25 protein-coding genes, 1 pseudogene and 1 riboswitch are annotated in these 26,528 nt (G+C 35.9%); of the genes and pseudogenes, 14 read left to right on the top strand and 12 right to left on the bottom strand.

Going from position 1 to position 26,528, the window contains the following annotated elements:
• Positions 1-71: 71 nt before the first annotated feature.
• From F7984_RS03905 to F7984_RS03915, 3 genes are all read right to left on the bottom strand, one after another.
• Positions 72-674, bottom strand: a complete 603-nt coding sequence (locus F7984_RS03905; protein WP_140461125.1) for a tetratricopeptide repeat protein — start codon at positions 672-674, stop codon at positions 72-74.
• Positions 675-1,222: 548 nt separating this feature from the next.
• On the bottom strand, positions 1,223-2,011 hold the full coding sequence (locus F7984_RS03910; protein ID WP_066101999.1) for a TIGR00266 family protein: 789 nt from the start codon (positions 2,009-2,011) through the stop codon (positions 1,223-1,225).
• 80 nt (positions 2,012-2,091) lie between these two features.
• Positions 2,092-4,239, bottom strand: coding sequence for an MMPL family transporter (locus tag F7984_RS03915; protein WP_066101996.1), 2,148 nt, complete (start codon positions 4,237-4,239; stop codon positions 2,092-2,094).
• 232 nt (positions 4,240-4,471) lie between these two features.
• Here F7984_RS03915 and F7984_RS03920 point away from each other — a divergent pair, with 232 nt between their 5' ends.
• The 4 genes from F7984_RS03920 to F7984_RS03930 all read left to right on the top strand — a co-directional run bounded on the left by F7984_RS03920 (position 4,472) and on the right by F7984_RS03930 (position 7,464).
• Positions 4,472-4,996 (top strand): YusW family protein, encoded by a 525-nt coding sequence (locus F7984_RS03920; RefSeq protein WP_066101994.1) that lies wholly within the window; start codon positions 4,472-4,474, stop codon positions 4,994-4,996.
• Between the two features lie 294 nt (positions 4,997-5,290).
• On the top strand, positions 5,291-5,413 hold the full coding sequence (locus F7984_RS19475; RefSeq protein WP_258187980.1) for a hypothetical protein: 123 nt from the start codon (positions 5,291-5,293) through the stop codon (positions 5,411-5,413).
• A gap of 18 nt (positions 5,414-5,431) precedes the next feature.
• Positions 5,432-6,370: a magnesium transporter CorA family protein gene (locus F7984_RS03925; protein ID WP_066101990.1), complete on the top strand. Its 939-nt coding sequence runs from the start codon at positions 5,432-5,434 to the stop codon at positions 6,368-6,370.
• A 200-nt stretch (positions 6,371-6,570) separates the two neighbouring features.
• Positions 6,571-7,464: a cation diffusion facilitator family transporter gene (locus F7984_RS03930; protein WP_225983708.1), complete on the top strand. Its 894-nt coding sequence runs from the start codon at positions 6,571-6,573 to the stop codon at positions 7,462-7,464.
• Positions 7,465-7,602: 138 nt separating this feature from the next.
• Here the strand turns inward: F7984_RS03930 and F7984_RS03935 are convergent, their stop codons facing one another.
• Entirely contained in the window at positions 7,603-8,892 is a 1,290-nt protein-coding gene (locus F7984_RS03935) for an NCS2 family permease (RefSeq protein WP_066101987.1), read from the bottom strand.
• Positions 8,893-9,014: 122 nt separating this feature from the next.
• On the opposite strand from F7984_RS03935, the gene F7984_RS03940 reads away from it, so the two are divergent.
• Both F7984_RS03940 and F7984_RS03945 read left to right on the top strand, forming a co-directional pair.
• On the top strand, positions 9,015-9,932 hold the full coding sequence (locus F7984_RS03940; RefSeq protein ID WP_066101984.1) for a LysR family transcriptional regulator: 918 nt from the start codon (positions 9,015-9,017) through the stop codon (positions 9,930-9,932).
• Positions 9,933-10,050: 118 nt separating this feature from the next.
• The gene (locus tag F7984_RS03945) at positions 10,051-11,274 is read left to right on the top strand and encodes an aminopeptidase (RefSeq protein ID WP_066101980.1); all 1,224 of its coding nucleotides are present in this window, start codon (positions 10,051-10,053) and stop codon (positions 11,272-11,274) included.
• Positions 11,275-11,436: 162 nt separating this feature from the next.
• Here F7984_RS03945 and F7984_RS03950 read toward each other — a convergent pair whose 3' ends face one another.
• The 3 genes and pseudogenes from F7984_RS03950 to F7984_RS03955 form a co-directional block, all read right to left on the bottom strand.
• Positions 11,437-11,676 carry a hypothetical protein gene (locus F7984_RS03950; protein WP_066101977.1) on the bottom strand — a complete coding sequence of 80 codons (240 nt, stop codon included), beginning with the start codon at positions 11,674-11,676 and terminating at the stop codon, positions 11,437-11,439.
• Positions 11,677-11,756: 80 nt separating this feature from the next.
• Positions 11,757-11,972, bottom strand: a pseudogene (locus tag F7984_RS19270) (hypothetical protein); the annotation flags it as partial.
• A gap of 47 nt (positions 11,973-12,019) precedes the next feature.
• The gene (locus F7984_RS03955) at positions 12,020-12,226 is read right to left on the bottom strand and encodes a hypothetical protein (protein WP_066101973.1); all 207 of its coding nucleotides are present in this window, start codon (positions 12,224-12,226) and stop codon (positions 12,020-12,022) included.
• A 167-nt stretch (positions 12,227-12,393) separates the two neighbouring features.
• Between F7984_RS03955 and F7984_RS03960 the strand changes: the two genes are divergently transcribed.
• A complete protein-coding gene (locus F7984_RS03960; RefSeq protein WP_066101969.1) occupies positions 12,394-13,491 on the top strand; it encodes an AI-2E family transporter in 1,098 nt (365 codons plus the stop codon).
• Positions 13,492-13,677: 186 nt separating this feature from the next.
• Here the strand turns inward: F7984_RS03960 and F7984_RS03965 are convergent, their stop codons facing one another.
• Positions 13,678-15,039: a hemolysin family protein gene (locus F7984_RS03965; protein ID WP_077247972.1), complete on the bottom strand. Its 1,362-nt coding sequence runs from the start codon at positions 15,037-15,039 to the stop codon at positions 13,678-13,680.
• A gap of 474 nt (positions 15,040-15,513) precedes the next feature.
• Between F7984_RS03965 and F7984_RS18890 the strand changes: the two genes are divergently transcribed.
• The 4 genes from F7984_RS18890 to F7984_RS03980 all read left to right on the top strand — a co-directional run bounded on the left by F7984_RS18890 (position 15,514) and on the right by F7984_RS03980 (position 18,925).
• Complete coding sequence (locus tag F7984_RS18890; protein ID WP_175354230.1) at positions 15,514-15,684, top strand: hypothetical protein; 171 nt, start codon at positions 15,514-15,516, stop codon at positions 15,682-15,684.
• A 349-nt stretch (positions 15,685-16,033) separates the two neighbouring features.
• A complete protein-coding gene (locus tag F7984_RS03970; protein WP_066101967.1) occupies positions 16,034-17,293 on the top strand; it encodes a dicarboxylate/amino acid:cation symporter in 1,260 nt (419 codons plus the stop codon).
• 64 nt (positions 17,294-17,357) lie between these two features.
• A riboswitch (TPP riboswitch) is annotated at positions 17,358-17,458 on the top strand.
• 113 nt (positions 17,459-17,571) lie between these two features.
• Complete coding sequence (gene thiT, locus F7984_RS03975; RefSeq protein ID WP_066101964.1) at positions 17,572-18,162, top strand: energy-coupled thiamine transporter ThiT; 591 nt, start codon at positions 17,572-17,574, stop codon at positions 18,160-18,162.
• A gap of 301 nt (positions 18,163-18,463) precedes the next feature.
• A complete protein-coding gene (locus F7984_RS03980) occupies positions 18,464-18,925 on the top strand; it encodes a helix-turn-helix domain-containing protein (protein WP_066101963.1) in 462 nt (153 codons plus the stop codon).
• Between the two features lie 152 nt (positions 18,926-19,077).
• On the opposite strand, the gene F7984_RS03985 is transcribed toward F7984_RS03980, so the two are convergent.
• A complete protein-coding gene (locus F7984_RS03985) occupies positions 19,078-19,596 on the bottom strand; it encodes a universal stress protein (RefSeq protein WP_077247971.1) in 519 nt (172 codons plus the stop codon).
• Positions 19,597-19,878: 282 nt separating this feature from the next.
• Between F7984_RS03985 and F7984_RS18895 the strand changes: the two genes are divergently transcribed.
• Both F7984_RS18895 and F7984_RS03990 read left to right on the top strand, forming a co-directional pair.
• Entirely contained in the window at positions 19,879-20,043 is a 165-nt protein-coding gene (locus tag F7984_RS18895) for a hypothetical protein (RefSeq protein WP_175354229.1), read from the top strand.
• A 111-nt stretch (positions 20,044-20,154) separates the two neighbouring features.
• A complete protein-coding gene (locus tag F7984_RS03990; protein WP_066101956.1) occupies positions 20,155-22,152 on the top strand; it encodes a transglycosylase domain-containing protein in 1,998 nt (665 codons plus the stop codon).
• Positions 22,153-22,252: 100 nt separating this feature from the next.
• On the opposite strand, the gene F7984_RS03995 is transcribed toward F7984_RS03990, so the two are convergent.
• A complete protein-coding gene (locus F7984_RS03995) occupies positions 22,253-22,549 on the bottom strand; it encodes an HPr family phosphocarrier protein (protein ID WP_066101953.1) in 297 nt (98 codons plus the stop codon).
• Between the two features lie 427 nt (positions 22,550-22,976).
• Between F7984_RS03995 and fumC the strand changes: the two genes are divergently transcribed.
• Entirely contained in the window at positions 22,977-24,365 is a 1,389-nt protein-coding gene (gene fumC, locus F7984_RS04000) for a class II fumarate hydratase (RefSeq protein WP_066101949.1), read from the top strand.
• Between the two features lie 67 nt (positions 24,366-24,432).
• On the opposite strand, the gene F7984_RS04005 is transcribed toward fumC, so the two are convergent.
• Both F7984_RS04005 and F7984_RS04015 read right to left on the bottom strand, forming a co-directional pair.
• Positions 24,433-24,648, bottom strand: a complete 216-nt coding sequence (locus F7984_RS04005; RefSeq protein WP_066101945.1) for an alpha/beta-type small acid-soluble spore protein — start codon at positions 24,646-24,648, stop codon at positions 24,433-24,435.
• A gap of 651 nt (positions 24,649-25,299) precedes the next feature.
• Positions 25,300-26,400, bottom strand: a complete 1,101-nt coding sequence (locus F7984_RS04015) for an ABC transporter ATP-binding protein (protein ID WP_066101941.1) — start codon at positions 26,398-26,400, stop codon at positions 25,300-25,302.
• Positions 26,401-26,528: the final 128 nt, after the last annotated feature.

Below are 26,528 nucleotides of genomic sequence, written 5' to 3' on the forward strand. Positions count from 1 at the left end.
GTAAATGACTGATTACTATATGGATATAAAAAGAAGTAAGACCGGAAATGGTCATTCGCGGTCTTACTTAGTTACTGGTTAAATAGATGAAACTCTTTCCACCAATCCATTCCAATATCCCGATAAAAATTTAATTTTGTTAAGTTATAGGAGTTAGGTTGATTCAGTAAATATTTTTGAAACTCATCAGCTTGCTTTTTTTGTTCCTCCGTAACAGAACGATGGTTATCGAGTAATACGTGACCTAGTTGATGCAATAAATGGGAGTGGACATTTTTTATCGCATCTTTAGGTGTGTACTTAGCGGCATAGTGCAGGGACTTAAGATAATGGCTTGCTGATTTTTCAAAATCATTAAGTAAGTAATTCATCTTCCCGATTGATTCATGAACACGCATTTTATCCATGTCTGTTTTACCCAGTGATAAGGCTGCTTCATATGTATCTCTAGCTTTTTGCAGGTTATTCACTTTTACATATTGATCAGCCAAAAGGATTGTAGCAGGAAACACCATTTTACTGACCCTCTTTGGCATTTTACCCGAGATGGATTGCAGGGCGGTTTCTAAAAGCTTAATAATTGTATCCGTTTCTGTGTTTTCATCAGCATTAAGTGCTTTATATAAAAGTTCTTCAGTTGGGTTGGTATGGTGAAACTTATTCAAGATACTCATATAGCATCACCTTTCAGAAAATTTATTATATTAATATAATTATAACATGTTATTCCTGTTTTCATCTTTCCTAATTTAATTAAAAATGCGAACTTCATTGTGCTGGAATGTAAGAAACACGATTTTAAAATAGCTATACTTAGAGCCATATGAATCGTTTCACAGCCAAACCGACAAGCAGGATAAGTTAGACACGATTCAATCTATTAACAAGGATACTGAAAAAAGAAAGGATACTGATAAAGAGTAAGGAATTAATGGAGATTACTCTACCCATTGCTATAGAACGGGTTTGCTCAAGAATTATGACAGGTAAAATTACAGAAGTTATAACACCTCCTATGTGGGAGAGGAGTTGTCCCGAAAATAAGGACTTAAAAACGTGATTGTAAAGGGATTGAAGTGCGTATTTTTTGGAAGCAATTTATGGATTAGAGACTATGAAAATATTCCCTTTACTTTAAATTACCATATAATTCAAATGAATAGGGGATAAAACAAAAAAAGCCCAATAGACTTTTCTATTGGGCTACTAATTTGCTATTCTTCTATTTTCCACCAAACATATCGAAAAGACCTTTGGCTACACTGCCTTCATCGCTTGACCCGCCTCTAGACGGCATAGCGGAAAACACTCTGCTTGCAAGGCGGCTGAAGGGGAGTGATTGAACCCAGACTGTTCCAGGACCCTGCAATGTAGCAAAAAACAGACCCTCTCCGCCAAATAACGCGGTTTTAATACCTTTGGCAAATTCAATATCGTAATCGACATTTCTGGTCATTGCAACGATACAGCCGGTATCTACTCGTATTTTTTCTCCTGGAGCTAATACTTTTTGATGTAATGTCCCTCCGGCATGCACGAAAGCCATCCCATCACCCTCGAGTTTTTGCATGATAAATCCCTCACCGCCAAAAAAGCCAGCCCCAATTTTTTTCTGGAATTCTATACCTACTGATACACCCTTCGCAGCTGCTAAAAAGGAGTCCTTCTGGCAGATTACCTTTCCATCCAATTCACTTAAATCCAAAGGAACGATCTTTCCCGGATATGGAGAAGCAAAAGATACATGCTTTTTTTGAGTTCCTTCATTTGTAAAGGTGGTCATAAATAAACTTTCTCCAGTCAGGACTCTTTTTCCGGCACTGAATAATTTGCCCATCATTCCAGATTGGGAAGAAGAACCGTCACCGAAAATGGTTTCCATTTGAATCTGCTCATCCATCATCATTAAGCTTCCGGCCTCGGCCACGACTGTTTCTTTCGGATCTAATTCCACTTCTACAAATTGCATATCGTCTCCGTATATCTTGTAATCAATTTCATGGTTGTTCATTGCCAAACACCTCCAAATTGATAAATCTCTTCAGTTAAAGTGTAATCCAAAACAATTGAGGATGCGAGTTTGGTATACAATCAATTATTGCTTTTTTTCGCCCTTTTTTGTCCAGGGAACCACCAATTCCATTTGCCCAGCAATTTCATTAGAGAAGGAACAAGGACCATACGGACAAGGGTGGCATCTATAAAAATAGCTAAGGCCACACCAACCCCGATTTGCTTTACCGGTACAATATCTGTAAAAGCAAAGGCACCTGTAACAGCAATCATTATGGCGGCTGCCGAGGTGATAATTTTGCTTGTTGTAGTTAAGCCTTCAAGGGTAGCTTTATCGTTATCTCCAGTTTCGAGATAAATCTCTTGGATACGGGAGATTAAGAAAACTTCATAATCCATACTTAATCCAAAAACAATTGCAAAGGTTAAGATAGGTATCATTAGTGCAATTGGGTTAGGATCAACTCCTAAATTCCCGTGCTGGAAAATCCATACAATGATACCAAAGGCAGCTCCAAGGGAAAGGATATTCATCAGAATAGCTTTCACCGGAATGAGTACAGACCGGAATGCAACTAATAAAATCAAATAAGTAGCCCCGATAATCAGTAATAAACCTTTTGGGACCTGCTCCAGGATTTCATCAAAAATTTCTTGTGTGAATTTTGCCTGACCGCCAATAGTGTGAGTCAGCTCTGGATGTATGTCTTGATTCTCAGCCTCTCGAACCCAATCTTTTGCTTTCGCGGTTTTGTATGCTGCATCGAGTTTAACCGTTATGTGGGTTGTATCTTCGTTCACTAGCTTTTCGAGGACAGGAGCCATTTTTTCTCTAGCCGCATCAGATTGTAAGGTTTGATATAACTCTTCAGCGGAGTTTGTGTTTGTATACGTAAATATTGAATCAACTTGATCGACAAGCTCATCTTCCTTAAGCTCATTTATAAATGCTTCTATGTTCTCAAGGGATTCCTTTGATAATATGTCCTCTTGATTTTTTGTTTCTAAAACAATCGGTACGTTTGACTGATTGCTTGGAAGGAAAGAGTCTTCAAATTTTTCATATGCAATTCTTGTTTGACTGTCAGCCGGCAAAGAATCAGCATTAGGTATTTCTAAATCAATATTGCGAATAGGGGTGGCTGCAATCATTAAAATGAGTAAAGCGGCTAAGGCCATAATTATAGGGCGTTTCATTACGAAGTTTGCGAAACTTCTCCATTTACTGTCCGAGTTTTCTTTAGTTTTTAGAATCATAGCTTTGTTAATGTTTTTACCGATAATGCCTAATAAGGCCGGCAGGAAGGTAAGGGCAGAAATGACAGAAATGAAAACAGCGACTATACCGCCGACAGCTATACTTCGGAATATATCAATATTAATGAAAAACATCCCTGCAAGACCAAGAACAACACAGGTTCCAGAAAAAGCAATTGCTTTCCCGGCAGTTTTGTTTGTAATGCTCACGGCTTTACTGACTTCATGATGCTGCAGTTCTTCTCTGAATCGATGGATGTAGAGAAGGGCAAAATCAATGCTGACTGCTAACCCAATCATGGGAACAACATTTAAAACAAACACGGAAAGATTAATACTCTGACCAATAAAATAAATAATCCCCATCGAGGATACAACGGCTACAATCCCGGTCATCAGGGGAATGGAAGCAGCAACCAATCCTCCAAAAGCTAATAACAATACAATCATGGCGATTGGAATCCCAATCATTTCGGCATTTTTTAAATCAGTTTGAGATGCTTTGCTCATATCTTCTTCAATGACATGGCTACCAGTCAGAGAAGCGGATATATCCTGGCCAGCAATCTCTTGGTTTAAAGCTTTAATATAATCTGCAGGTTCTTGTGTGTCTTCGTCAAAAGAGATAGAGGCATAGGCAATCTCCTTTTTATATTGTGAATCATTTTCTAAGGGGGATTCTACTGAGCTAAACCCGTCGATTTTTTTCACATCATTCAATACTGAGTTTATCTTTTGTTTAAAATCCTTTTCCTCTAAATTATCCTTATTTTCAAATAAAATGATATAAGGTGAGGCTGATTGGCCGAACCGATCCTCTAATAGCTCATTTGTTTTATCATAGGAGGACTCTTCCATCTCAAAGCCGCTGCCTTGCAGAATACCAGGCATTTTTAGAGCGAAGAATCCCATTACCAATGTGAAAATAATCCAAATCACTAAGATTATTTTACGATATGTATACATCATTCAATAAACCTCCTCTTTTAGCTCTATGTGCCACAATTCTCTATACCCATGTATACAAGATATATCCTCCCGCTATATAACATTTTAAACTTTAAAAGCAGTTTATCATAGGTTTTACCCGGTAAGTATAATGAAATAATTATCACTATAAATATGAAAAGATAGTGTATTTAGAAGCTAAGTGGGGAAATACTAAAACAACAGTTACATAACAAACTTAGGAGGAGACATTATGAAGAAATTATCATTAATCATGTGTATGTGCGTTTTAACAGTATTTGCAGCAGGGTGCAATAATAATGATGATGCACAAAAAGATAATCAAGCAAATGACAATCAAACAACAGAAAATAACAATGCGAATGATACAGCGACAGACAATAACAACGCAAACAATCAAGCAACAGACAATAATACGGGTACTAATACAAATGATTCAGCTTATTCTTTTAGAGATTTTGATCTTGAAGTGAAATACGAAAATAATAAGGATTATGAGGTTAGCTACGAAAATGATAACGATGGAGTAGAAGCTTCGATTGAAGATGATCGAAATAATGAGCGAGTAAATGGTAATGATGCAGTTGACCGCTTAAATCCTATATTTAAAAAATTAGATATTGATTCTAATACATCACAGGATGATGTTATATCCAAAGTTATTTCAGCATTTGAATTAGATGATAATTATCAGGCGATTGATATAGATATTTCATTTAATGACGGAACAGAAAAAGAATATAGAAATAATAAGTAATTGATATACGCAATCAGAGCATCCCTTAAGATTAAAAGGGGATGCTTTGTTTTTATGTAGATTTTATTTTTTATTATTTAGGGTGTAAGAAATGCTTTTTCCAATCAGTTGGGATAAGTAAGGGGGTTAATTGTCTTTTTAGAGAACGAAAGAGCAAAGGCTATTATAAAAAAAGGGAGTATGACAGTCAGACTAAGGTAATCTTTTTATGAATAGTTAATTTCCCATTGCACAGCTTTGAATGTTAGGTATAAGATGTAAGAGGCAAAACTATCTTCAAAGGAGTTGAAATTATTGAGTAACTACGATTCGAGTGACCCAGACACGAGCTTGCCTGAGGAAACCAACAGTGCTTTTTATAAAAGGTGGGGAAAGATAATTGTCATTCCATTAAAAAGAGTTGTTGCTTCCTCATAATGAGAGGAGGTTAAATCAATGTTAGAATATTATATCTCAGATACAGATAGTAAATTACAGAAAATTGATGAACTGAAAAAAGGGTGCTGGGTCAATATGGTTGCGCCAAGTGAAGCTGAAATCAAGTTAATTTCGGATCGTTTGGATATACCGGAAGATTTCATTAAAGACCCATTGGATGATGAAGAAAGGTCTCGGCTTGAAAGAGAAGATAATCATATATTAATCATTGTAGACTTTCCATACATTACGTATGATGATGGGGGATTCCCGCTTTATGAAACTCTCCCAATTGGTCTGATTGTAACGGACGAATGCTTTATTACAATCTCACTCATTGAAAATCCCATTATTACTGATTTTGTGAGTAAGAAAATGAAGGGATTTTTTACGTATAAAAAGACAAGATTTGCTCTTCAAATACTGTTTAATATCTCTAGCTATTACTTAAGATATTTAAAACAAATCAATCGTAAAACAGATGACATCGAAAAAGAATTACACCAATCTATGAAAAATGAAGAGCTCTATGCATTCCTTTCATTAGAAAAGAGTTTGGTGTATTTTACGACATCGCTAAAATCCAATAAAATCGTATTGCAAAAACTTTTGCGGTTGAATCATTTGAAAATGTATGAAGAGGATAAGGATCTTTTAGAAGATGTCATTATTGAAAACACCCAGGCGATTGAGATGGCTGAGACGTATCATTCCATTTTAACGAGTATGATGAACACATTTGCTTCAGTTATTTCTAATAACCTGAATATCGTAATGAAATTTTTAACTTCCATTACAATTATTTTATCATTCCCGACCATTGTAGCAAGTATATATGGGATGAACGTTAATTTACCATTTCAAAATAACCCGTATGCGTTTATAGGTGTTATTTGTGTTGCCCTATTGTTATCATCCATTACAACTATAATATTTTGGAAAAAGAGATACTTTTGAAGATAGCAAAAGCTATCTCTTTTTTTGGGGTAAGCTAAATATGTTGAGTCTCTTTCGTGAAAAAGATAAAATATTGTTTTGTGTTCATAATTGATTTGTTTGGTAACATGTTCTGTACAGTTCGATAAAAAAGTGATATAACATTTTTCTGCACTAATGTATGGACTATTTCATAAAGGTGTAAAAGTATGGGGTGAATTATTTTGGAACTTAGAGAGTCAATGGCAAAAAGGGTAGCCTGGATTAGTATTTGGAGCAATATAATTCTTACGGTTGGAAAAATCGTAATCGGAATAATCGCAAGCAGTGATGCCTTATTCGCGGATGGGATACACTCAGCAGCAGATGTTTTTGCAGCGGTTATCGTATTATTGGTACTTAAAGTTTCAAATAAACCTGCGGATCTTGAGCATCCATACGGACATGGCAAAGCTGAAGTAATTGTTTCCGGGGTAATTGGAATCTTGTTATTATTAGTATCCCTTTATATTGTGTATGAAGGTGTAGCGGGATTTTTCCATCCTATTGAAACCCCAAGTATGATTGCCTTCTGGATTGCTTTATTTTCTTATGTAGCGAAAGAATGCTTATTCCGTTATTCCATGAATGTCGGTAAACGGGTAAACAGTAAAGCGATTGAAGCGGTAGCATATGATCATCAGGCGGATATAGTGGCATCATTGGCTGCAGCAATAGGTATACTTTTATCTTATCTTGGGGATCAATTAGGAATCACCTTTCTCTTGTATGGGGATAAAGTGGCAAGTATATTTGTAGCCTATTTGATTTTCAAAATTGCAAGGGAAATGCTGACAGAAGCCTTCCATATTCTAATCGAACGCAATGTACAGCCGGAAATGATGGAGCAATTTGAGGCTGTTATCCTTAGTTTTGATGAAGTCAGACGTATTGACCGAATAAGGGCAAGAGAACACGGTCACTACATAATAATGGATATTCGTATCTCAATTGATCAAGATAAAACAATTAAAGAAGGTCATGACCTATCAAGAGAGATTAAGAACTCTCTAAAGGAGAAATTTGACCATATTGAAGAAGTGCTCATTCATTTAAATCCATACTTTCCGGAATAAACGAAGGCCAATTTACATGTTAATTGTAAATTGGCCTTTTTTCGTTCTGTCCCACCGCATATTTTAGTTATCCAACGTTCAAAATTTAATTAACATTAAAAAACCGGACAGCCATCTCACACCTGTCCGGTTTTTTTGTTATATCGAAGTATATTGAAAGACAAAATTGAGCGTAAATAAAAGAGCGATAATATAAAGTGGTACTGAAACATCGCGCTTTTTCCCTATAAATAGCTTAATTAATGGATAAGCTATGAAACCAATAGCCATTCCGTTGGCAATGCTGAATGTCAATGGTATTAAAACAATTACCAATAAAGCAGGGAAGCTTTCAGTTAAGTCATTTAAATCGATTTCTGCGATATTTTGAATCATTAATGCCCCAATTAAAATCAAAATAGGGGATATAGCTGCATTTGGAATGATTTTAATTATAGGTAATAAAAACAATGAAGCTAAAAAAAACAAACCTGTAGTCACTGCAGTTAAACCGGTACGTCCGCCTGCTGTAATTCCAGCAGCTGTTTCGACAGTGGCAACAGTTGGGCTAGATCCAAATATACCGCATGTCAGGACAGATATAGCATTCGCTTTAAGTGCTTTATTATTTTTTTCTGGTTGCTTAATTGATGCGGTATGCGCATGAATTAAACCAATATTTTCAAAGGTTACAACCATGGCCATTGAAAAAGAAGTTAACAGAAAACCGATTGAGAAGATATTGGTAAATGACATGGCTCCAAAAACTTCTCCATACGAGTTAAATGATGGTTGAGTCCATTCAAACCCATCAAGGTTTACCACTCCAAGAAAGATGGCCAGGATGGTGATGATAGCGACACTGATTAGGAGATTTCCAGGAATATTACGAGTAAATAGAATAAAGGTAATTATAAGACCAAGAATGGTTAACAAGGTTTCCGCATTTGTTAAGTCACCAAGAGCAACAATAGTTTCAGGTGAGGAAACGATAATTCCGCTTTGCTCAAACCCTATAAACATTAATAAAATTCCAATCCCAACTGTAATTCCTGCTTTTAAGGAATGCGGGATTGCTTCAGTAATTTTTTTAGCTAACGGTGTGAACGCAATAAGCATGAAAAGCACACCTGAAAGAAAAACAATTCCAAGTGCTTCCTGCCAGCTATAGTTACCATTGATAACGATTGTATATGTGAACATTGCGTTAATTCCCATGCCCGGGACGACGATGATGGGAGTATTACTCCAAAGTCCCATAATCATGCAACCGAATACACAGGTAAGTATAGTTCCAATCATAGCTGCGTCATATGGTATTCCGGCTTCTGATAGGATTTTGGAATTGACAATTACGATATAAACAATGGTGATAAAAGAAATAAAGCCAGCGAGGATTTCACGTTTTATGGTAGTACCGTGCGCATCCAATTTAAATAATTTTTCCATGATGTGTCGTTCTCCTTTTTAAAAAGCTACCTTCCCATGCTATCATTGTGTGTAATATATGAAAAATATTTATTTTGTATGATAAGTATATCTTTTTGATATAACGGAAATGAGGACAGGATATGGATATAAAACAGTTACGCTATTTTGTAGCCATTGCAGAAGAAAAACAAATTACTAGAGCGGCAAAACGATTGCATATGGCTCAGCCGCCGCTCAGTCAACAATTAAAGAGAATGGAAGATGAATTAGAAGTTGTCCTTTTTAATAGGAAAGGAAACACTCTTGAATTAACTCAGGCAGGAGCCTCTCTCTATCAAAAAGCAGTGGATATCATTAGAGTATTTGAAGAAATGATAACTGAAACGAAAGAAATGGTGGAAGGATTAAGTGGTAATCTCCGCATTGGAGTAAATACATTTTCTGATTATCAATTAGCAGGTTATCTAAATGACTTTCATCAAAAATATCCTAATGTTTATTACACCGTTTATCAAGGGAATTCAGTGGAATTGACGAAAATGATTAAGGAGGGGCTGCTTGACATTGGATATGTCATCTTTCCAATTGAGTCTCATGAGGTGAATATACTGCCCATTAAAACAGAGCCATTTGTTTATTTAACAAATGAAAAAATAGAGAGCTCTGAAACAATCGTTTCTTTAAAAAGCATTAGTAAAAAACCATTAATTCTACCAAGCAATGAAGGATTAGGAATCTACAAAATGATTGTCAGTGAATTCTCAAGGCTGCACATAAAACCGTTAGTGAAAAGCGAATGCTCAGACATCAAGCTATTACTTCAATTGGTAAAGCAGGGATTTGGGGTCACTGTTGTACCGGAATCAGTTGTAAAGACATATGATACACACCAATTATACAGTTATCAGCTTCAAGAAAAAGATTTAACATCTACGGTGGGTGTTATTTGGTCCAAAGAAAGATATCTGGCAAAGACAGTGGAAAATTTCCTGAGTATGATTAAACAAAGAACAGCGGGAAGTCCAGTTACTGAATCAAGTGATAATAACCAGTATTGATAAAGGTATTCTCTTTTTTTTATAATTTTCAAAAAAACCAATTCGTTCAACTGTGTATTCCAACAAGGAGTGGTAAAATAGTAACGAATGGGAATGATGTTTTAAAGGAGCTGAAAGAATGAATTTTGAACAAAAATTAAACAAATATGCAGAATTGGTTGTTAAAGTGGGAGTCAATATTCAAGAAGGGCAAATTTTGGTAATCTCATCCTCAATTGAATCAGCATCGTTTACACGCCAAGTTGTTAAAAAAGCTTATGAAGCCGGTGCAAAGCATGTATACGTGGATTGGGCTGATGAAGAGGTTAGCAGAATCAAATATGAATTGGCTCCAGATGAAGCCTTTAATGAATTTCCGCAATGGATAGTGGCTCAACGAGAGGAGTTGGTAGAAAAAGGTGGTGCTTTCCTATCAATTGTTTCTCAGAGTCCTGACCTATTAAAAGGAATCGATCCGAATCGAATTGCTAGCTTTCAAAAAGCGGCAGGCACTGCATTAAATAAATTTAGACAAGCTACACAATCTGATAAAGTGAGCTGGTGTGTAACAGCTGCTGCAGGGAAGGCCTGGGCTGACAAGATTTTCCCTGATTCCGAAAACAGTGTGGAATTACTTTGGGATGCGATTTTTAAAGCAGTCCGAGTAGATAGTGAGGATCCAGTTGCTGCTTGGAAGGAACACGATGAAACCCTGCGTACAAAAGCAGACTATTTAAATTCAAAAAAATATAAAGTTCTTCATTATAAAGCGCCAGGAACAGATTTATCCATTGAGCTGTCTGATAAACATATATGGTGCGGAGCCGGTAGTGTGAATTCAAAAGGTATATCGTTTATGGCTAATATGCCAACAGAGGAAGTCTTTACGGTTCCTTATAAAGAAGGCGTGAATGGAACTGTTACAAGCACGAAGCCTTTAAGCTATGGCGGAAATGTCATTAACAATTTCACGTTAACATTTGAAAAAGGAAAAGTTGTAGATGTAAAGGCAGAAACAGGTGAGAATGTTCTTAAGAATCTTCTTGACTCTGATGAAGGATCTCGCTATCTTGGTGAAGTTGCCCTAGTACCTCATCAGTCACCAATCTCTGATACAAATATTTTATTCTATAATACTCTCTTTGATGAAAATGCATCCAATCACTTGGCTATTGGCTCAGGCTATGCTTTTTGTCTTGAAGGAGGCAAAGAGATGAATGAAGATCAATTAGCGAATGATGGTGTCAATATAAGTATTAATCATGTTGATTTTATGATTGGTTCTGCTGAAATGGACATTGATGGAGAATTGGCGGATGGAACAAAAGAACCTATTTTCCGAAAAGGGAATTGGGCGTTCTAAACAAAGCTGGAGATAGAGCCGGAACATAAAAGTTCCGGTTTATTTGTATTAGTTCTTTTCTAATAGTATATTGCTGATATCTCAATAAAAAAAGACAGCTTTTGTGCTGTCATTACTTTGTTTGAAGCCCCTAGCTAGCATACTAAAAAAATATATTAAATTTTATTTAAGATTTTTTTCAATTCGGTCAAGACGTTGTTTAGTCTCCTGTATATCTGTTTCTATCAGCTTTAGTTTTTGCTCAACTATTTTACTGTTAGTTAGATAACGCTTAAAAATCTTAACAATATATATAATAGCGATAATAATTAAAATCATTACCGCCAATAGAAAAAAAGGTAAAACATTCGTAAAGATATCTACAAAATTCGATGTTTCCACCTCTGGCTTTACTGTTTCCACTATAGTGTCACTCCTTTACATAGTATTTTTCTATAAGTCCATTAATTCTACATTAAACATTGTTATGGATTAACCTCACTTCAACCTGAGTTACTCTTTCTATGATCCCAAAGGGTTAAAATTTCTTTCTCAATTTCCTGCGTAATATCATATGCACCTTTAGATTTGTTAGAACATATTACGGCTGTGATTGACATCTTAGGATAAAATGCCGAATGGAAACTAACTCCCGGGTCATAACTCATAATATGATATTTGAAAATCTCATCATTATGTTTCTCTATCCATACTCCGTAATAGCTGGTGAATTGTTATACCCTTTTCAAAGTTCGGGAATTGAATATTAAGACAATCTTCTAATTTCATCTCCCATTTCTGTGTTTTGGTTCTTATGGTTGTTTATGCTTAGTGAAAAAGCTGAACAAAGCAAAAATATGAATGCTAACCCAACTCCAACTAACATTGAATATCCGAAAATGTTTTTTAGCGCCATACCACCTGCGATACTTGCAACAAATAGCAACAGAAACATCACTGTGTAGTTCTTCAATTTAAACACCGCCTTACCAATATTATACAACAATCAGTAGGAAAACAGATTTTTATAAAAAGTATGACATCTAATGTATTAAAACATTATATTAATGGGAATGTTTTTTCTAACGAATAAATACGATATAATGGGGAATAACCGAATATGAGGAGAGGAGGATACAATTGAAATCAAAATTACATTTTTGGACATTGGAAATCTTGTTACTGTTATTGATTATATTCGTAAGTACAAAAATTTCCTTCTTATTTAATCCGATTGGGATCTTCATATCTACGCTTTTTTTCCCAATTTTGATTTCAGGATTTCTGTTTTATTTATTAAATCCACTTTTAAAATTTATGATAAAGCGGAAAGTACCAAAAATCATTGGAATCTTGATCGTATACATAGCCCTGATTGGTTTATTTATATTTGGTGGAGCAACAGTTGGGCCAATCGTTTCGAATCAAATAACAGATATAGTCGAGAATACGCCTAAAATCATTGATGATATTGGAAGAATCATTGAGGATGCATCTGATTCCCCTTTGGTTAATTATGTAATTCAACAGGATATAGTTAAAATAGACGAACTGAAGGACAGATTGCTTGAATTCACAACCACTGTGACAAAGAATATAACGACTGGAGTCTCGGCCGTCTTCTCCTTTATCACAAATCTGACATTAATTATCATAACAGTTCCGTTCATCTTGTTTTATATGTTGAAGGATGGGAATAAACTTCCCAATGCAATCATGAGATTTTTACCATCTTCTTTTAGGAAAGAAGGAATGGTTATTATTCAGGAAACCTCTGAGACATTGGCAAGCTATATACAGGGACAAATTATTGTCTGTATTTTTGTCGGTACGTGTTGTTTTATCGGTTTCTTAATACTGGATTTACCATATGCACTGACGCTGGGATTAGTAATTGCAATTACAAACATTATTCCTTATGTAGGCCCGTTTATTGGGGCTGCACCGGCAGTGGTAGTCGGTCTATTCCAATCGCCGCTAACAGCTATTTTGGTCATCTTAGTGATTGTAATAGTTCAACAAATTGATGGTAATCTGATTTCTCCGTTGATTATTGGGAAATCACTTAATATTCATCCATTGACCATTATCTTGATATTATTGGTTGCAGGAAGTTTAGCTGGTATAATGGGGATGATATTAGCCGTGCCGACCTATGCTGTTGTAAAAACGATCACCAAAAATATTGTAAGGCTCTATAGATTGTATAAGACGAAAACGACTGTTATAACCGAGTAATGATTGAGCAGGACCTGTTAAGGTTCTGCTTAATTTTGTTTTCCTGAAGTAAATAAGCTAGCTCGAAAGGATCTTGTAGCTAATCAGGAAAAGAGGCATACATTATAAAAACCGCTTCTCTAAGGAAATTAAATTCCAATTTGGAGAAGCGGTTTGTTGGTTGGTGTTCTATAAATAATTTAAATATTAAGAGAAGAGGACATTATCTTCTTCAGCGACGTTTTTTTGTGGTATACCGATTATCTGATATTCTTTAACCTTTTGCTTAATTTCAACATAATGGATATGATGGTCTTCCATATCGATGATGGTTACTTCATATCCTTCGAGGTCAATCGTATCCCCCAACTTGGCATCATAATTTTCGGTTAGAACCCATCCGCCGATTGTATCAATATCTGAGTCATCCAAATTAGTTCCAAGCAAGTCATTAATTTCACTGATAAGTACTTTTGAATCAACGATATAGGAGCCGTCTGGATTTTTACGAATCTCAGGTATCTCGTCAGCATCGAATTCGTCGCGGATTTCTCCAACAATTTCTTCAACTATATCTTCAATAGTGACTAAACCTGAAGTTCCGCCATACTCATCCATCAGAACAGCCATGTGAATGCGTTCAGTTTGCATCTTGACTAATAAGTCATGAATCGGCATGGTATCTAAGACACGGATTATCGGCCTAATGTAGGGATCAAGAGTGACAGTTGTCACCTGTTTATGCTGGACGATATCTGTCAGTATTTCTTTTACATTTACTAATCCAATGATGTGATCCTTATCTCCATCAATAATAGGATAACGAGTGAATTTCTCAGCATGAAATACATCAATAAATTCCTTTACGAGGTCATCTTTTGATAAGGAAATCATTTCTGTTCGTGGTACCATAATTTCTTTTGCAATTCGGTTATCAAATTCAAATATATTGTTCACATATTTAAACTCAGATTGATTAATTTCGCCGCTCTTCAAACTCTCAGACAAAATAATTTGCAGTTCTTCTTCTGTATGTGCAATCTCATATTTTGATGCGGGTTCAACTCCGACTGATTTGGCAATCAGCCTTGCTGACCCGTTAAGAGCCCATATAAAAGGATACATGATTTTATAGAAAGTCATAAGTGGCTTTGAAGTAAGAAGAGCAATTGATTCCGCTTTTTGAATGGCAACAGTCTTTGGTGCCAATTCACCAATGACTACGTGAATAAATGTAATTAACATAAAAGAGAGAATGATGGTCAGTGTTTTGGCAACAGCATCCGGTAATGTCAAGAATGATATTACTGGAGATATGATAGTGGCAAAGGTTTCTTCTCCGATCCAGCCAAGTGCCAGTGCTGTCATCGTTATGCCAAGCTGACAGGCAGACAAGTATTCATCCAGATTTGTGATGATTTTTTTTGTACTTATTGCCTTTTTATTTCCTTCTTCAAGTAATTGATCTATCCGTGAAGAACGAATTTTAACAATTGCGAACTCCGATGCAACAAAAAATGCGGTTAATGCAATCAAAATGGCTATAAAAACCAAATTCCATATGTCCAATAAATTTCCTTTAACCGTTTATGACGGTCAAGGAGTCACCTCCTGTAGTAATAAGCTGCTATCAGCTAAATGGTTTAAATATAAAAGATCGACTATATGAATGTTTTTGGTCATCAACTTCCCATGTGAATCACCCCTTGGATTATAAAAGAGAAGTATTTGAAAAAGAGTTATTACTATCCATTATATTAAATTTATAAATGAATAGCATTTGTTTTTATTCCTAATTTAATAATTTGACTATATTTTCAATAAATATGAAATTTGGGACTATCTTTTTTTCAGCAATTTAGTAAAATTTAAGTTGTGGAATTATTTACATAAGTAACATAATTATAGTGTTATTTACATAAAATCAGTTAGTAAATAAAACAGATATAAATGTCAAATAAAATGCTTGTATTTTGGTTTGAGGGATTAATATAAGGGTATATTTGTATGGATTAGTATAAATTAGAGGTGGAGATAGTGTGTATGGATATCGTATCTAAATTTAAGGTGCAGGGAGTTATCATTGAAAAGACAAAATCACGTAATGAAATATTTTCAAATGTATTTATTTCAGGGTTCTCTGATTTGGGTCATGAATTAATGGCTGAGGAAGCATCTGAGTCCAAGAAGGAAGTAGAACTAAAAAGTCATTAATCAATCTCATACATACATATTAGTTAAAAATACGATCATTTCACAGAAGACGCATGTATGCGTCTTTTTTTGCTGTTGTATGAGGATATGCAGAAAAGACGGAAATATAAAAATTTATATTTATGTGATCAAGGGACAAAACGAGGAAAAACAGGCCCTCACTCAAGCTAAGAGTAAGATTGTACACACCTCCCTGTAATTCTTTCCATTGTCATCTTAGGAATAATCTACTATTATTATATAGAAATAAGAAAAACCATTCTAATTTGTGGGGTGTTTTTTCGTTAAATTCTCCTTTTATGTGGAGTATAGTAGATTTTTTCTAATAGATAATTGAAGGAGGGCATCTATGAACCTTACAGTTAAAATTATATTAGGATTGTTTTTTGGTGCGATTGTTGGATTGATGCTTAACATTTTTTCACCTCAATCATTTGAAATCTTAAATGCTTTAGTATTTTCACCAATCGGCAGTCTGTTCATTAACGCTATTACCATGCTGGTTGTTCCTATTGTACTTATCTCAATTACTCTAGGTACGGCGGGTTTAGGGGATCCTAAAAAACTCGGCAGAATTGGTGGTAAAACCATTCTTTATTTTCTTTCAACGACTGCATTTGCTATCACAATTGGTATATTCCTGGCCTTAGTCATTAAACCAGGGAACGGAGGTAATTTTGATATTGCCTCAGCTGAATATACAGCCACTACAGCCCCTTCTATAACTGAAACTCTCATTAATATCATTCCAAAGAATCCAATTCAGGCAATGGCGGATGGAAATATGCTTCAGGTAATTGTAATGTCTATTTTCTTTGGGATCGCAATTACGGCTCTTGGAGAAAAAACAAAAGGTATTATCAACCTTTTGGAGCAAGGTAATGAAGTACTGATGTATTTAGTTAACCTAATTATGAAGGCAGCACCTTATGCAACATTTGCCTTAATAGCAACTGCTGTCGGAAGCCAAGGTCTTCCGGCTATTAAAAATATGGGTCTTTATATGATCGTAGTTCTTTTGGCATTATTGGCTCATACAATTGTCATATACGGGGGAGCGATTGCAATATTCGCGAAACGTAATCCAATAGAGTTTTTCAAAAAGTTTTTCCCAGCTATGACAGTCGGGTTTAGTACTTCGTCGAGCAGTGCAACTTTGCCGGTAGCTATGGAGCTTACACAAAAAGAGCTGAATGTACCAAAAAGTATCAGCAGCTTTGTGCAGCCGCTTGGCGCTACCATTAATATGGATGGAACTGCTATTATGCAAGGGGTTGCTACTGTATTTATTGCCCAGGCATATAGTGTGGACCTTACAATGACGCAATTAATTACTGTCATCCTGACAGCTGTTCTTGCAAGTATTGGAACAGCAGGTGTGCCGGGTGTAGGATTAATCATGTTGACTATGGTTCTTGGCCAGGTTGGCCTTCCAGTTGAGGGTGTAGGCTTGATCCTCGGTATTGATCGCTTACTTGATATGACGAGAACAGCAGTTAATATTACTGGAGATGCATCTTGTGCTGTAATTATTGCCGAATCTGAAAAGAAACGTGAAGAAAAAGAAGATAAAGCAGATACAATAAAAATAGAAGAAATGACTGCTTAGTTAGATTTGGATTAATAATACTTGCTAATGTATGGAAAAATTAGTACGATGTAAGAAATGAATAGTATTCCACAAGGGGAGCCTATGGCTGAGAGTGAACGATCGAGTTCTGACCCTTCGAACCTGTTAGTTAGCACTAGCGTAGGAATGTGGCTGAATGAATGTAATGTAAGCAATGCGAGCCATTTTTGTGCGAGCATTGCTTTTTTGCATTTTTGGATGCCCGATCAAGATGGAGGTTACGATTCAGGAGCTCTTGATTAGAAAGGGGAAGTAAGATGAGAAACAAACGATTATTATTTATGGTGGAGATTGCTGTTTTTTCTGCTTTGGCATTTATTTTTGATTTGTTGGCCACTGTTGTATCTTTTAGTTTATGGCCGCAGGGTGGCAGCGTGTCAATCGCTATGGTACCTGTTTTTTTAATGGCTTATCGATGGGGTGTTAAAGGTGGCGTAACCACAGGATTACTGTTGGGTTTGCTACAAATTCTATCAGGAACTGCTTATATCATGCATCCTGTACAAGGTTTTCTCGATTATATTGTCGCTTATACGGTTGTTGGCTTAGCTGGGATTGTATTTAAATATGCAGATAGAGAACGAATTGGCAAAAAGGATATTAAAACATCAGGTATTATTGTTTTAGGAATACTACTGGGAAGTACGATGCGTTTTTTTGCACACTTTATTGCTGGAATGGTTTTCTTTGGAACTGGCGCAGCAGATGGCCAATCAGTCGCAGTTTTCTCATTGTTTTATAATTTATCCTATATGCTGCCAAGTGTTATTGTAAGCGGAATGGTAATGATGCTATTATTTGCAGCAGCACCACGGGTTATCTTGCGGAAATCTGTACATCATTCCTAAAAAGATTAATAATTTGAATTTAGGGCTCTCGACATAGTCGAAAGTCTTTTTGAGTTTTTCTAATTCCATGTACTTGAACCCGACCCATCTTGGCTTCGCTCCTGAAAGAGTTATAGTTCTATCGTCCTTTTTAATTAATAGAAAGCAGTTTATTGTAAAAAGAAGAAGAGAATATAAAAAAATTAGTAAATTTATACATAATAATACCTATCTTCCATTTATTTCTATTATAATGATAGTAGTGAACATTAAATTTGGAGTATAAATATTATATTTTATATTGATGGGAAGTGGGATGATTATGAGTAAGGATGAAATTATTCGTCTAATATCTGAACGTATGCGATTAATCCGTGTGGAAGTTGATTATACACAAGACAAGATGGCCGAAATAATCGGTATTTCTAAAAAAACATTGGTACAAATTGAAAAAGAGCGTAATGAAGCAAGTTGGACTACTGTCGTGGCTGTCGTTTCATTATTTCGTGAAACATTAACAGTGCAGACTTTATTTGGCGGGGACCCTCTCGAGGTCATTGAAACGGTTTCAAGAGAAAGAATTGATTACAGGAAAGAAAAAATGCTTGGCGGTAAGGTATGGTGGAAAGATATTCTTAATGATGGCGGGTATGTTCTGCAGCAAAATATGATTAGTGAGCACTATCGTATTTTAGATGGGGATCAGTATCGAATCTATAGTTCATTAAACGAGAATGATGCACATAATAAATATAAAGAATTGGTTAATAAAGTGTTGCAATAATACTCTGATATTGAGAGATTCCTGTTGAACGTACGTGTGTATGAAGTTGCCTGGAATGTCTCTTTTTTTAGATTTGGATTTTCTAGCAAAATAAATGGCCTCCTTTTGCTCTCTATGAGGCAGGAGGCCTTATATAGTTAAGGAACAATTAATTATTTTGCCACTAACACAGGACATGAGGCATTTTTAATGATTTTTTCAGAGATATTGCCGAGAAACAATTTACGAAGACCGGTAGTGCTGCTATTGCCGACAATAATTAAATCGACTCCCTCTTTTTCAGCATATTGAAGAATCATATCATCAATTGTCCCTTCAAGTACTACAAAATGTGAATGGATAAGATTATTACCTTCCAAGCTGTTTACATAGCGTTCAATTTCCTCAAGTCGATTGTTATTCGCAGAGTTATTGTTTATTAAAGAATTAGTTTCTGGAACGATTGCCTGCCCCTGGCTGGAGTCTGCGTAAAATGTGCTATTGGTTGAGGCTACAAATGTATTCTCAGGAATTAATCCTTCATTATTTTCTTCATAAACATAAACTACTGATAATAAGGAGTTCTCTTTACTCTTACAAAAATTTAATCCCATTGATAAACCCAATTTAGCCGAATCTGAGCCGTCGAACGCCACCAATATATGGTTAAACATATAACTCAGTCCCTTCATTTTATTTGCACTCGTTATTATTTATCCTTTATTTGGCTTTTGGAAACATCAGGCAAGGGAACCTGTCAATCCAATATCCTATATAGTGACCTTATGCCTTAAAAGAGTAGGTATGTTATTTTTGGGATAATTTGGAAAATTAGTCTTAATTTGTTGTGAAATAGGGTCAAATCAAGATTACCTATTTAGAAGTTCGAAAAATAGATAAATATGCCAAAAGACCAATGGTCATACCAGCAAATATCTTGTATTCTTGTATTATAGAAAAAAGAGGTGATGAGGATGTTAGATGAAAAACAACCCCAGGATATTCACCCAATTATTAAAAAATGCTTAACTCACTTGGATGTTTTGGGAGCAGATGTAAAATTAAAGCAAATTGTTTATATGTATATGGAAACATTGCATAAAGAAATTGGAAACTCGAATAATGAGATTAACAAGTGAAAGATATAGGTAAACCTAAAACAACTGTCTATCAGTTGTTTTTTATTTTTTGTGTATAATATGTAACAATGGATAGAAATTTAGTTGATTTTTAGAGAGGATGAGAATTGGATGGGTTATAAGTTTTTAAAAATATTTGACCATTCTCGTTTAGTACACATTCTTCTGCTTGGTCTATCGTTCATAGCCCTTATCATAAGTTCATTCCTTTATCTGCTCTTAAATCAGGAAGTTGATTTGTCTCATCTGAAAACTGAGCTTATGCAGCCAACCATCATTTATGATATGGATGGAGAAGAGGCTAGTAAAATTTCAGCAAATAAGACAGAAGGGGTTTCAATTAATCAGATTCCAGAGCATGTGATTGATGCTGTTATATCAATAGAAGACCGACGTTTTTATGAACATAGTGGGATTGATTATATAGGGATTATTCGAGCAGCATATGAGAATTTCACTGCAGGAACTGTTGTTCAGGGTGGAAGTACTATCACGCAGCAACTAGCAAAAATAACACTTTTAACGCCTGAACAAACCTTGAAGAGAAAGCTGAAGGAGGTTTCGATAGCCAGCCAGATTGAACGTGAATACTCAAAAGATGAAATCATGGAGATGTATTTAAATCAAATTTATTTTGGGCATGGCGCTTGGGGAATTCAAAATGCCAGCAAAGTATATTTTGGAAAAGAAATCGAAAAGGTCAATCTATCTGAGGCAGCTTTGTTAGCTGGTTTAATACATGCTCCCTCTGTTCTGGATCCTTATAAAAACTTTGAGGCGGCAAAAAAAAGGCAAGAAGTAGTGTTGGTTCAGATGGAAAATAGTGGGTTTATTACGAGTGAAGAGAGGGAATCAGCAGCTGAAGAAGAAATAAGTTTCACAGAGTTAAGCGATCCCTTAAAAGGAATGTTTCCCTACTATGTTGACCAGGTGATTATGGAAGCTGACAAAACATATGGAATAAAGCAGGACGAGTTGTTAACAGGTGGATATAAAATATACACAGAACTAGATCAAGGTATGCAGGAAGATATGGAAGAAGTATATAAACAAGATGATTTGTTTGCAAAAGGTTCAAATGCAGATGAATTAGTACAAAGCAGTGCCGTTTTGCTTGATCCAAAGACTGGCGGTGTCAGAGCCCTTATTGGGGGAAGGGGAGAGCATGTTTTTCTTGGATATAACAGAGCGACACAATTAAAAGCCCAGCCAGGTTCAGTGATGAAGCCCCTCGCAGTTTATACACCTGCCCTTGAAAAAGGATATAAACCTACAGATTTGATTAAAGATACGGAGATGGAATTTGCAGGAGGTTATTCACCGAAGAATTATAATGATCAGTATGAAGGAGAAGTTCCGATGTTCGAGGCTGTGTATAAATCGAAAAATATCCCTGCAGTCTGGCTTTTGAATGAAATAGGCATACAAGCTGGAATGGATTATGCAGAGAAATTTGGCATTAAACTTGGAAAGAATGACCGAACACTGGGTCTTGCTTTAGGTGGGCTAAACGAGGGAGTATCTCCACTGCAGATGGCTTCAGCCTATTCTGTATTTGCAAATGGAGGTGTACGTCAGGAAGCACACCTTATCCGGAAGATTGTAGATGCGAGCGGCAAAGAAGTTGCTGTCTTTAAAGGGAAAAAAATTAAAGTAACGACCAAGGAAGTAGCAAAAAATATGACTGCCATGCTAAAGGGTGTGGTTGATTATGAAGGTGGAACTGGAACAAATGCAAAGGTTGAAAATAGAGATATCGCTGGAAAAACAGGTTCAACTCAGGTAGATAATGTGTCTAGACAGGACGCGGTAAAGGACCAATGGTTTGTCGGTTATTCTCCCAACCTCGTTGGTGCCGTGTGGATGGGCTATGATAAAACAACAGCCAATCAGTATCTTTACAAAGATAAAATAAGCGGTGCAAATATTGTTTTTCAGGAAATTATGACAAAAGCCTTACAAAATGTCGAAAATCAAACATTTGATGTTCCAACAATAGATGATATGGAAAAGGAAGTAGAAAAGAACCGTTTTAAAAACTATTGGATTGAGCAAAAGGAAAAGATTCAGAAAAACTTTGATGAATGGATCAATCGCTGGAAAAATTAATTAAAAAATAAGTTGCCTTCCATATTCAATAGGAATGAAAAAAGCCCATTTGAAATCGTAAATTTTACGGTCTCAAATGGGCTTTTCTACTATGCTGTAATTAAGACATAGAGGGTGTTAACTCAGTATTTTCTGTCAGACATATTGTTTCGATTTGCTCAATTGCCCCTTGAGCATTTTCGCCTTTAACAAGGACTTTAACATGTGCATCCGTACCTAATGTTAGGAAAAAAGCTGTTAAAGAAGAAATATCCTTTACGTTAATTTCTTGTGTATTCCTTACCAATTTGATTGTTCCATTAAAGTTTTTCGCATATTGTGCTATACACATTAATTGTGGAAGTGTTATTTGTTTTTGAATGGAAAGTTCAGAAGAACCGATTTCATATTTTTGCATTTTGTCTCACCTTTTCCTCTGTTATTGAGCTAATTTATATACTATTTACCCTGTGTTAAATTAATTAAACAAAATATAGATAACGTGGGAAATTAATGATGGATTGGAATCAACATGAGTGATAGTCATAGAATTGTAAAATATTTTCATTTTTTAACCGGTCAGCCCAGAGTTAAATGTGCTATTTTTATCATTATAAGGATATGAGGAGGTAGGGAAAATGATTGATTATACTGTAACGCTTGCTATAGCTAGTATCATGACTTTAGGCTTTTTTATCGGGCACATGCTTTGGGATGCGTAAACCTAATATCTCCTAAAAGCTAACAGTCAAGGGGATTAGATTTAAGCGCTATCATTTGACCATCTGCTATAATAGAGAGTATGTTCTTAATAGTAAGATAATACTTTATAGGGGATGATGAAGGTGGAATATCGGATTGAAAAAGATACGATGGGAGAAGTGCGTGTTCCAGCTGATAGCTATTGGGGGGCTCAAACAGAGCGTAGCCGCAACAATTTTAAAATTGGACAAGAATTAATGCCAATTGAGATTGTATATGCCTTTGCCCACCTAAAAAAAGCCGCTGCTTATTCCAATTTTGATTTAGGTAATTTATCGGAAGAAAAAAAGAATGCGATATCATACGTATGTGATGAGATTATCGCAGGAAATTTAAATAGTCAATTTCCTCTAAAAGTTTGGCAAACTGGAAGTGGAACCCAAAGCAATATGAATGTGAATGAAGTAGTAGCACGTAAAGGGAATGAATGGCTGGAGAATAATGGGTTTGAAGCAACGCTGCACCCTAATGATGATGTAAACATGTCTCAAAGCTCCAATGATACATACCCAACGGCTTTACATATTGCAGCTTATGAAACTATACATAAAAATGTTTTGCCTGAAATTATTGCTTTTAGGAAAGTACTTCAAGAAAAAGAGCAGGAGTTTATGGGAATTGTTAAAATTGGACGTACTCACCTGCAGGATGCTACACCATTAACACTTGGCCAGGAAATAAGCGGATGGAGATTCAGTTTTGAACGTTCAGAACAGATGATTAGGGAAAGTGCCGAGAAGCTGCTTAGCCTTGCGATAGGAGGTACTGCTGTTGGTACAGGCATTAATGCCCATCTCGAATTTGGGGATAAAACAGCGGGATATATATCTGAACAAACCGGTTATAACTTCATTTCTTCACCAAACAAATTTCATGCATTGACCAGCCATGATGAGATTGTTTATGCGCATGGTGCATTAAAAGCTTTGGCTATGGATGCGATGAAGGTGGCCAATGATATACGCTGGTTGGCAAGCGGCCCTCGCAGTGGTATTGGGGAGATTACCATTCCTGCAAATGAACCTGGGAGTTCGATTATGCCTGGTAAAGTAAATCCGACGCAAAGTGAAGCTTTAACAATGGTAGCTGTTCAAGTATTGGGAAATGATACATCCATTGGATTTGCTGCAAGCCAGGGGAATTTCGAATTAAATGTATTTAAACCCGTGATTGCTTATAATTTCCTGCAATCTGCCAGATTATTGTCAGATTCGCTTAAATCCTTCAGGGTTAATTGCCTGGTTGGACTTGAGGCTAATATTGAAAGCATTCAAAAAAATGTAGAGTCCTCCCTTATGCTCGTAACGGCACTAAACCCGCATATAGGCTATGAGAAAGCAGCTGAAATTGCTAAGCTTGCCTTTAAAGATAACAGTACGTTAAAAGAAACAGCCTTGAAATTGGGTTATTTAACTGAGGAAGAATTTGATCAATGGGTAAATCCAAAAGATATGGTCAAACAAAAATCCTAAAAACATTCGTAACCCCCTTCCGAATTGTTCGGAAGGGGGTTTTAGCCATTTTATATGAAATTTTTAATTAAGATTGAGATCTGCCGCTGATTTGTTGTTCACCCATACGAACAAGTCTTTTTGTGATTTCCCCTCCAACAGATCCGTTTGCGCGAGCTGTTGTTTCAGCACCAAGTTGTACTCCAAACTCAGTAGATATTTCGTATTTCATTTGATTGATTGCTTCTGCTGCACCTGGAGCAACCAATTGATTAGAGTTATTGTTTGAGCTGTTTTGAGCCATGATGTTAATCTCCTTTAAAAAAATGATTTATTTGGCTGGGTCAGTCGGATTTGAACCGACATACAGGAGATTATCGTATGAAATCTCCTAAGCCCTAAACGGCTTGACCCATTGATGTGAGTGCGTCTTTCTACTAGCTAGTATGGAAGGTCACACTTTAATTTATACATAGATATAAAAAGGTAAAAGCTGGAGTTGATAAGATTCGTAAGGGTGTACAAGCAGGAAAATATTATCTGGATTCCATGAACATAAAAAATCTCATGGGTGAAACGCTAAGGAAAAGAAAAGGTTTGGAGAGGATAATATGGAATGTCCTTTATGTAATGGTCTAACTTCTATAGAATACTTATGTAAAAATTGTGATATAAATATGGAGGACTTTGGGAAGGTAATGGATTACTATGACGACTATAGTGCATACCTGGAAACCAATATACAAAAACAAACGGACGGAGATCCTCAATCGGTAAGACAAAATATATGCAAACATCTTTTATCCTGCAGTCAATGTGGAAACGACGAGGTAGTATCTATTCACGAAATGTATATTTGAGAATAATTATAATTCCTGAAAACTGAATTAAAGCCATATCAGGAAACAAAAAAGCCAAAATCCCGAGAGATTTGGCTTTGAGTTTTTATAATTAATTATGGGCGAATTCTTAACTCAGTGTCTTTATCAAAGAAGTGTGCTTTGTTGATATCTAATCCTAATTTAATGGTATCCATTGGACTGATATCAGAACGTGAATCGATACGTGCTACGATGGATTGACCTTCAATTTGAGTATAGAGCATCGTTTCAGCACCCATTAATTCTGCCACTTCAATTATGCAGCTGACTGTAGTTTCTGGGGATGCATCCATGAATATAGGTTCATCATGGATATCCTCAGGACGAATGCCAAGGACAACGTCTTTACCTATATAGTCTTGTTTACGCAAATAGCTTAATTTACCTTCAGGTACGGCGATGCGAGTGCTGCCGGTTACAAAATATCCATCTTCTAATTTTCCATTAATAAAGTTCATGGCAGGAGATCCGATAAATCCACCTACAAAGATGTTTTCTGGATTTTCATAAACGTCTTTCGGTGCACCGACTTGTTGGATGAAGCCGTCTTTCATAACTACCAGACGAGTAGCCATTGTCATTGCTTCTGTTTGGTCATGTGTTACATAAATTGTAGTTGTATTTAATCTTTGATGAAGCTTAGCGATTTCAGCACGCATTTGTACGCGCAATTTAGCATCCAGGTTAGACAAAGGCTCATCCATAAGGAAAACTTTTGCGTCACGAACGATAGCACGGCCCAATGCAACACGCTGACGTTGACCGCCGGAAAGAGCTTTTGGTTTACGATTTAAATATTCCTCGAGACCAAGAATACGTGCTGCATCTTTAACGCGGCGATCGATTTCAGCTTTATCAAATTTACGAAGCTTTAGTCCAAAAGCCATATTATCATATACACTCATATGAGGATATAATGCATAGTTTTGGAAAACCATTGCAATATCACGGTCTTTTGGAGGTACATCATTCACGCGTTTATCATCAATATAGAAGTCACCTTTAGAGATTTCTTCTAATCCGGCGATCATACGTAAGGTTGTGGATTTACCACATCCAGATGGACCTACGAAAACGATAAACTCTTTATCTTTTATGTGTAAATTAAAATCGGTTACTGCAGTTACCTTATTATCATAAACTTTATAAATATTTTCTAATTTTAACTGAGCCATCTTTAAATGTCCTCCTTGATAACTATGTAATAATGAAACCCTTTTCACAAATAATTTTACTAGTCTAATAGTTAAAAATATATGTTCAATTTGCACAAATAAAATGATTATGAAATGGGCTGGTTGCA

Source organism: Pradoshia sp. D12, from assembly GCF_008935075.1.
Taxonomy (GTDB): Bacteria; Bacillota; Bacilli; order Bacillales; family Pradoshiaceae; genus Pradoshia.

Bases quoted from the DNA above. Each gene is read 5' to 3' on its own strand.
- F7984_RS03905 (WP_140461125.1), bottom strand. From the start codon at position 674: ATGAGTATCTTGAATAAGTTTCACCATACCAACCCAACTGAAGAACTT.
- F7984_RS03910 (WP_066101999.1), bottom strand. From the start codon at position 2,011: ATGAACAACCATGAAATTGATTACAAGATATACGGAGACGATATGCAA.
- F7984_RS03915 (WP_066101996.1), bottom strand. From the start codon at position 4,239: ATGATGTATACATATCGTAAAATAATCTTAGTGATTTGGATTATTTTC.
- F7984_RS03920 (WP_066101994.1), top strand. From the start codon at position 4,472: ATGAAGAAATTATCATTAATCATGTGTATGTGCGTTTTAACAGTATTT.
- F7984_RS03925 (WP_066101990.1), top strand. From the start codon at position 5,432: ATGTTAGAATATTATATCTCAGATACAGATAGTAAATTACAGAAAATT.
- F7984_RS03935 (WP_066101987.1), bottom strand. From the start codon at position 8,892: ATGGAAAAATTATTTAAATTGGATGCGCACGGTACTACCATAAAACGT.
- F7984_RS03940 (WP_066101984.1), top strand. From the start codon at position 9,015: ATGGATATAAAACAGTTACGCTATTTTGTAGCCATTGCAGAAGAAAAA.
- F7984_RS03945 (WP_066101980.1), top strand. From the start codon at position 10,051: ATGAATTTTGAACAAAAATTAAACAAATATGCAGAATTGGTTGTTAAA.
- F7984_RS18890 (WP_175354230.1), top strand. From the start codon at position 15,514: ATGGATATCGTATCTAAATTTAAGGTGCAGGGAGTTATCATTGAAAAG.
- F7984_RS03970 (WP_066101967.1), top strand. From the start codon at position 16,034: ATGAACCTTACAGTTAAAATTATATTAGGATTGTTTTTTGGTGCGATT.
- thiT (WP_066101964.1), top strand. From the start codon at position 17,572: ATGAGAAACAAACGATTATTATTTATGGTGGAGATTGCTGTTTTTTCT.
- F7984_RS03980 (WP_066101963.1), top strand. From the start codon at position 18,464: ATGAGTAAGGATGAAATTATTCGTCTAATATCTGAACGTATGCGATTA.
- F7984_RS03985 (WP_077247971.1), bottom strand. From the start codon at position 19,596: ATGAAGGGACTGAGTTATATGTTTAACCATATATTGGTGGCGTTCGAC.
- F7984_RS18895 (WP_175354229.1), top strand. From the start codon at position 19,879: ATGTTAGATGAAAAACAACCCCAGGATATTCACCCAATTATTAAAAAA.
- F7984_RS03990 (WP_066101956.1), top strand. From the start codon at position 20,155: ATGGGTTATAAGTTTTTAAAAATATTTGACCATTCTCGTTTAGTACAC.
- F7984_RS03995 (WP_066101953.1), bottom strand. From the start codon at position 22,549: ATGCAAAAATATGAAATCGGTTCTTCTGAACTTTCCATTCAAAAACAA.
- F7984_RS04005 (WP_066101945.1), bottom strand. From the start codon at position 24,648: ATGGCTCAAAACAGCTCAAACAATAACTCTAATCAATTGGTTGCTCCA.
- F7984_RS04015 (WP_066101941.1), bottom strand. From the start codon at position 26,400: ATGGCTCAGTTAAAATTAGAAAATATTTATAAAGTTTATGATAATAAG.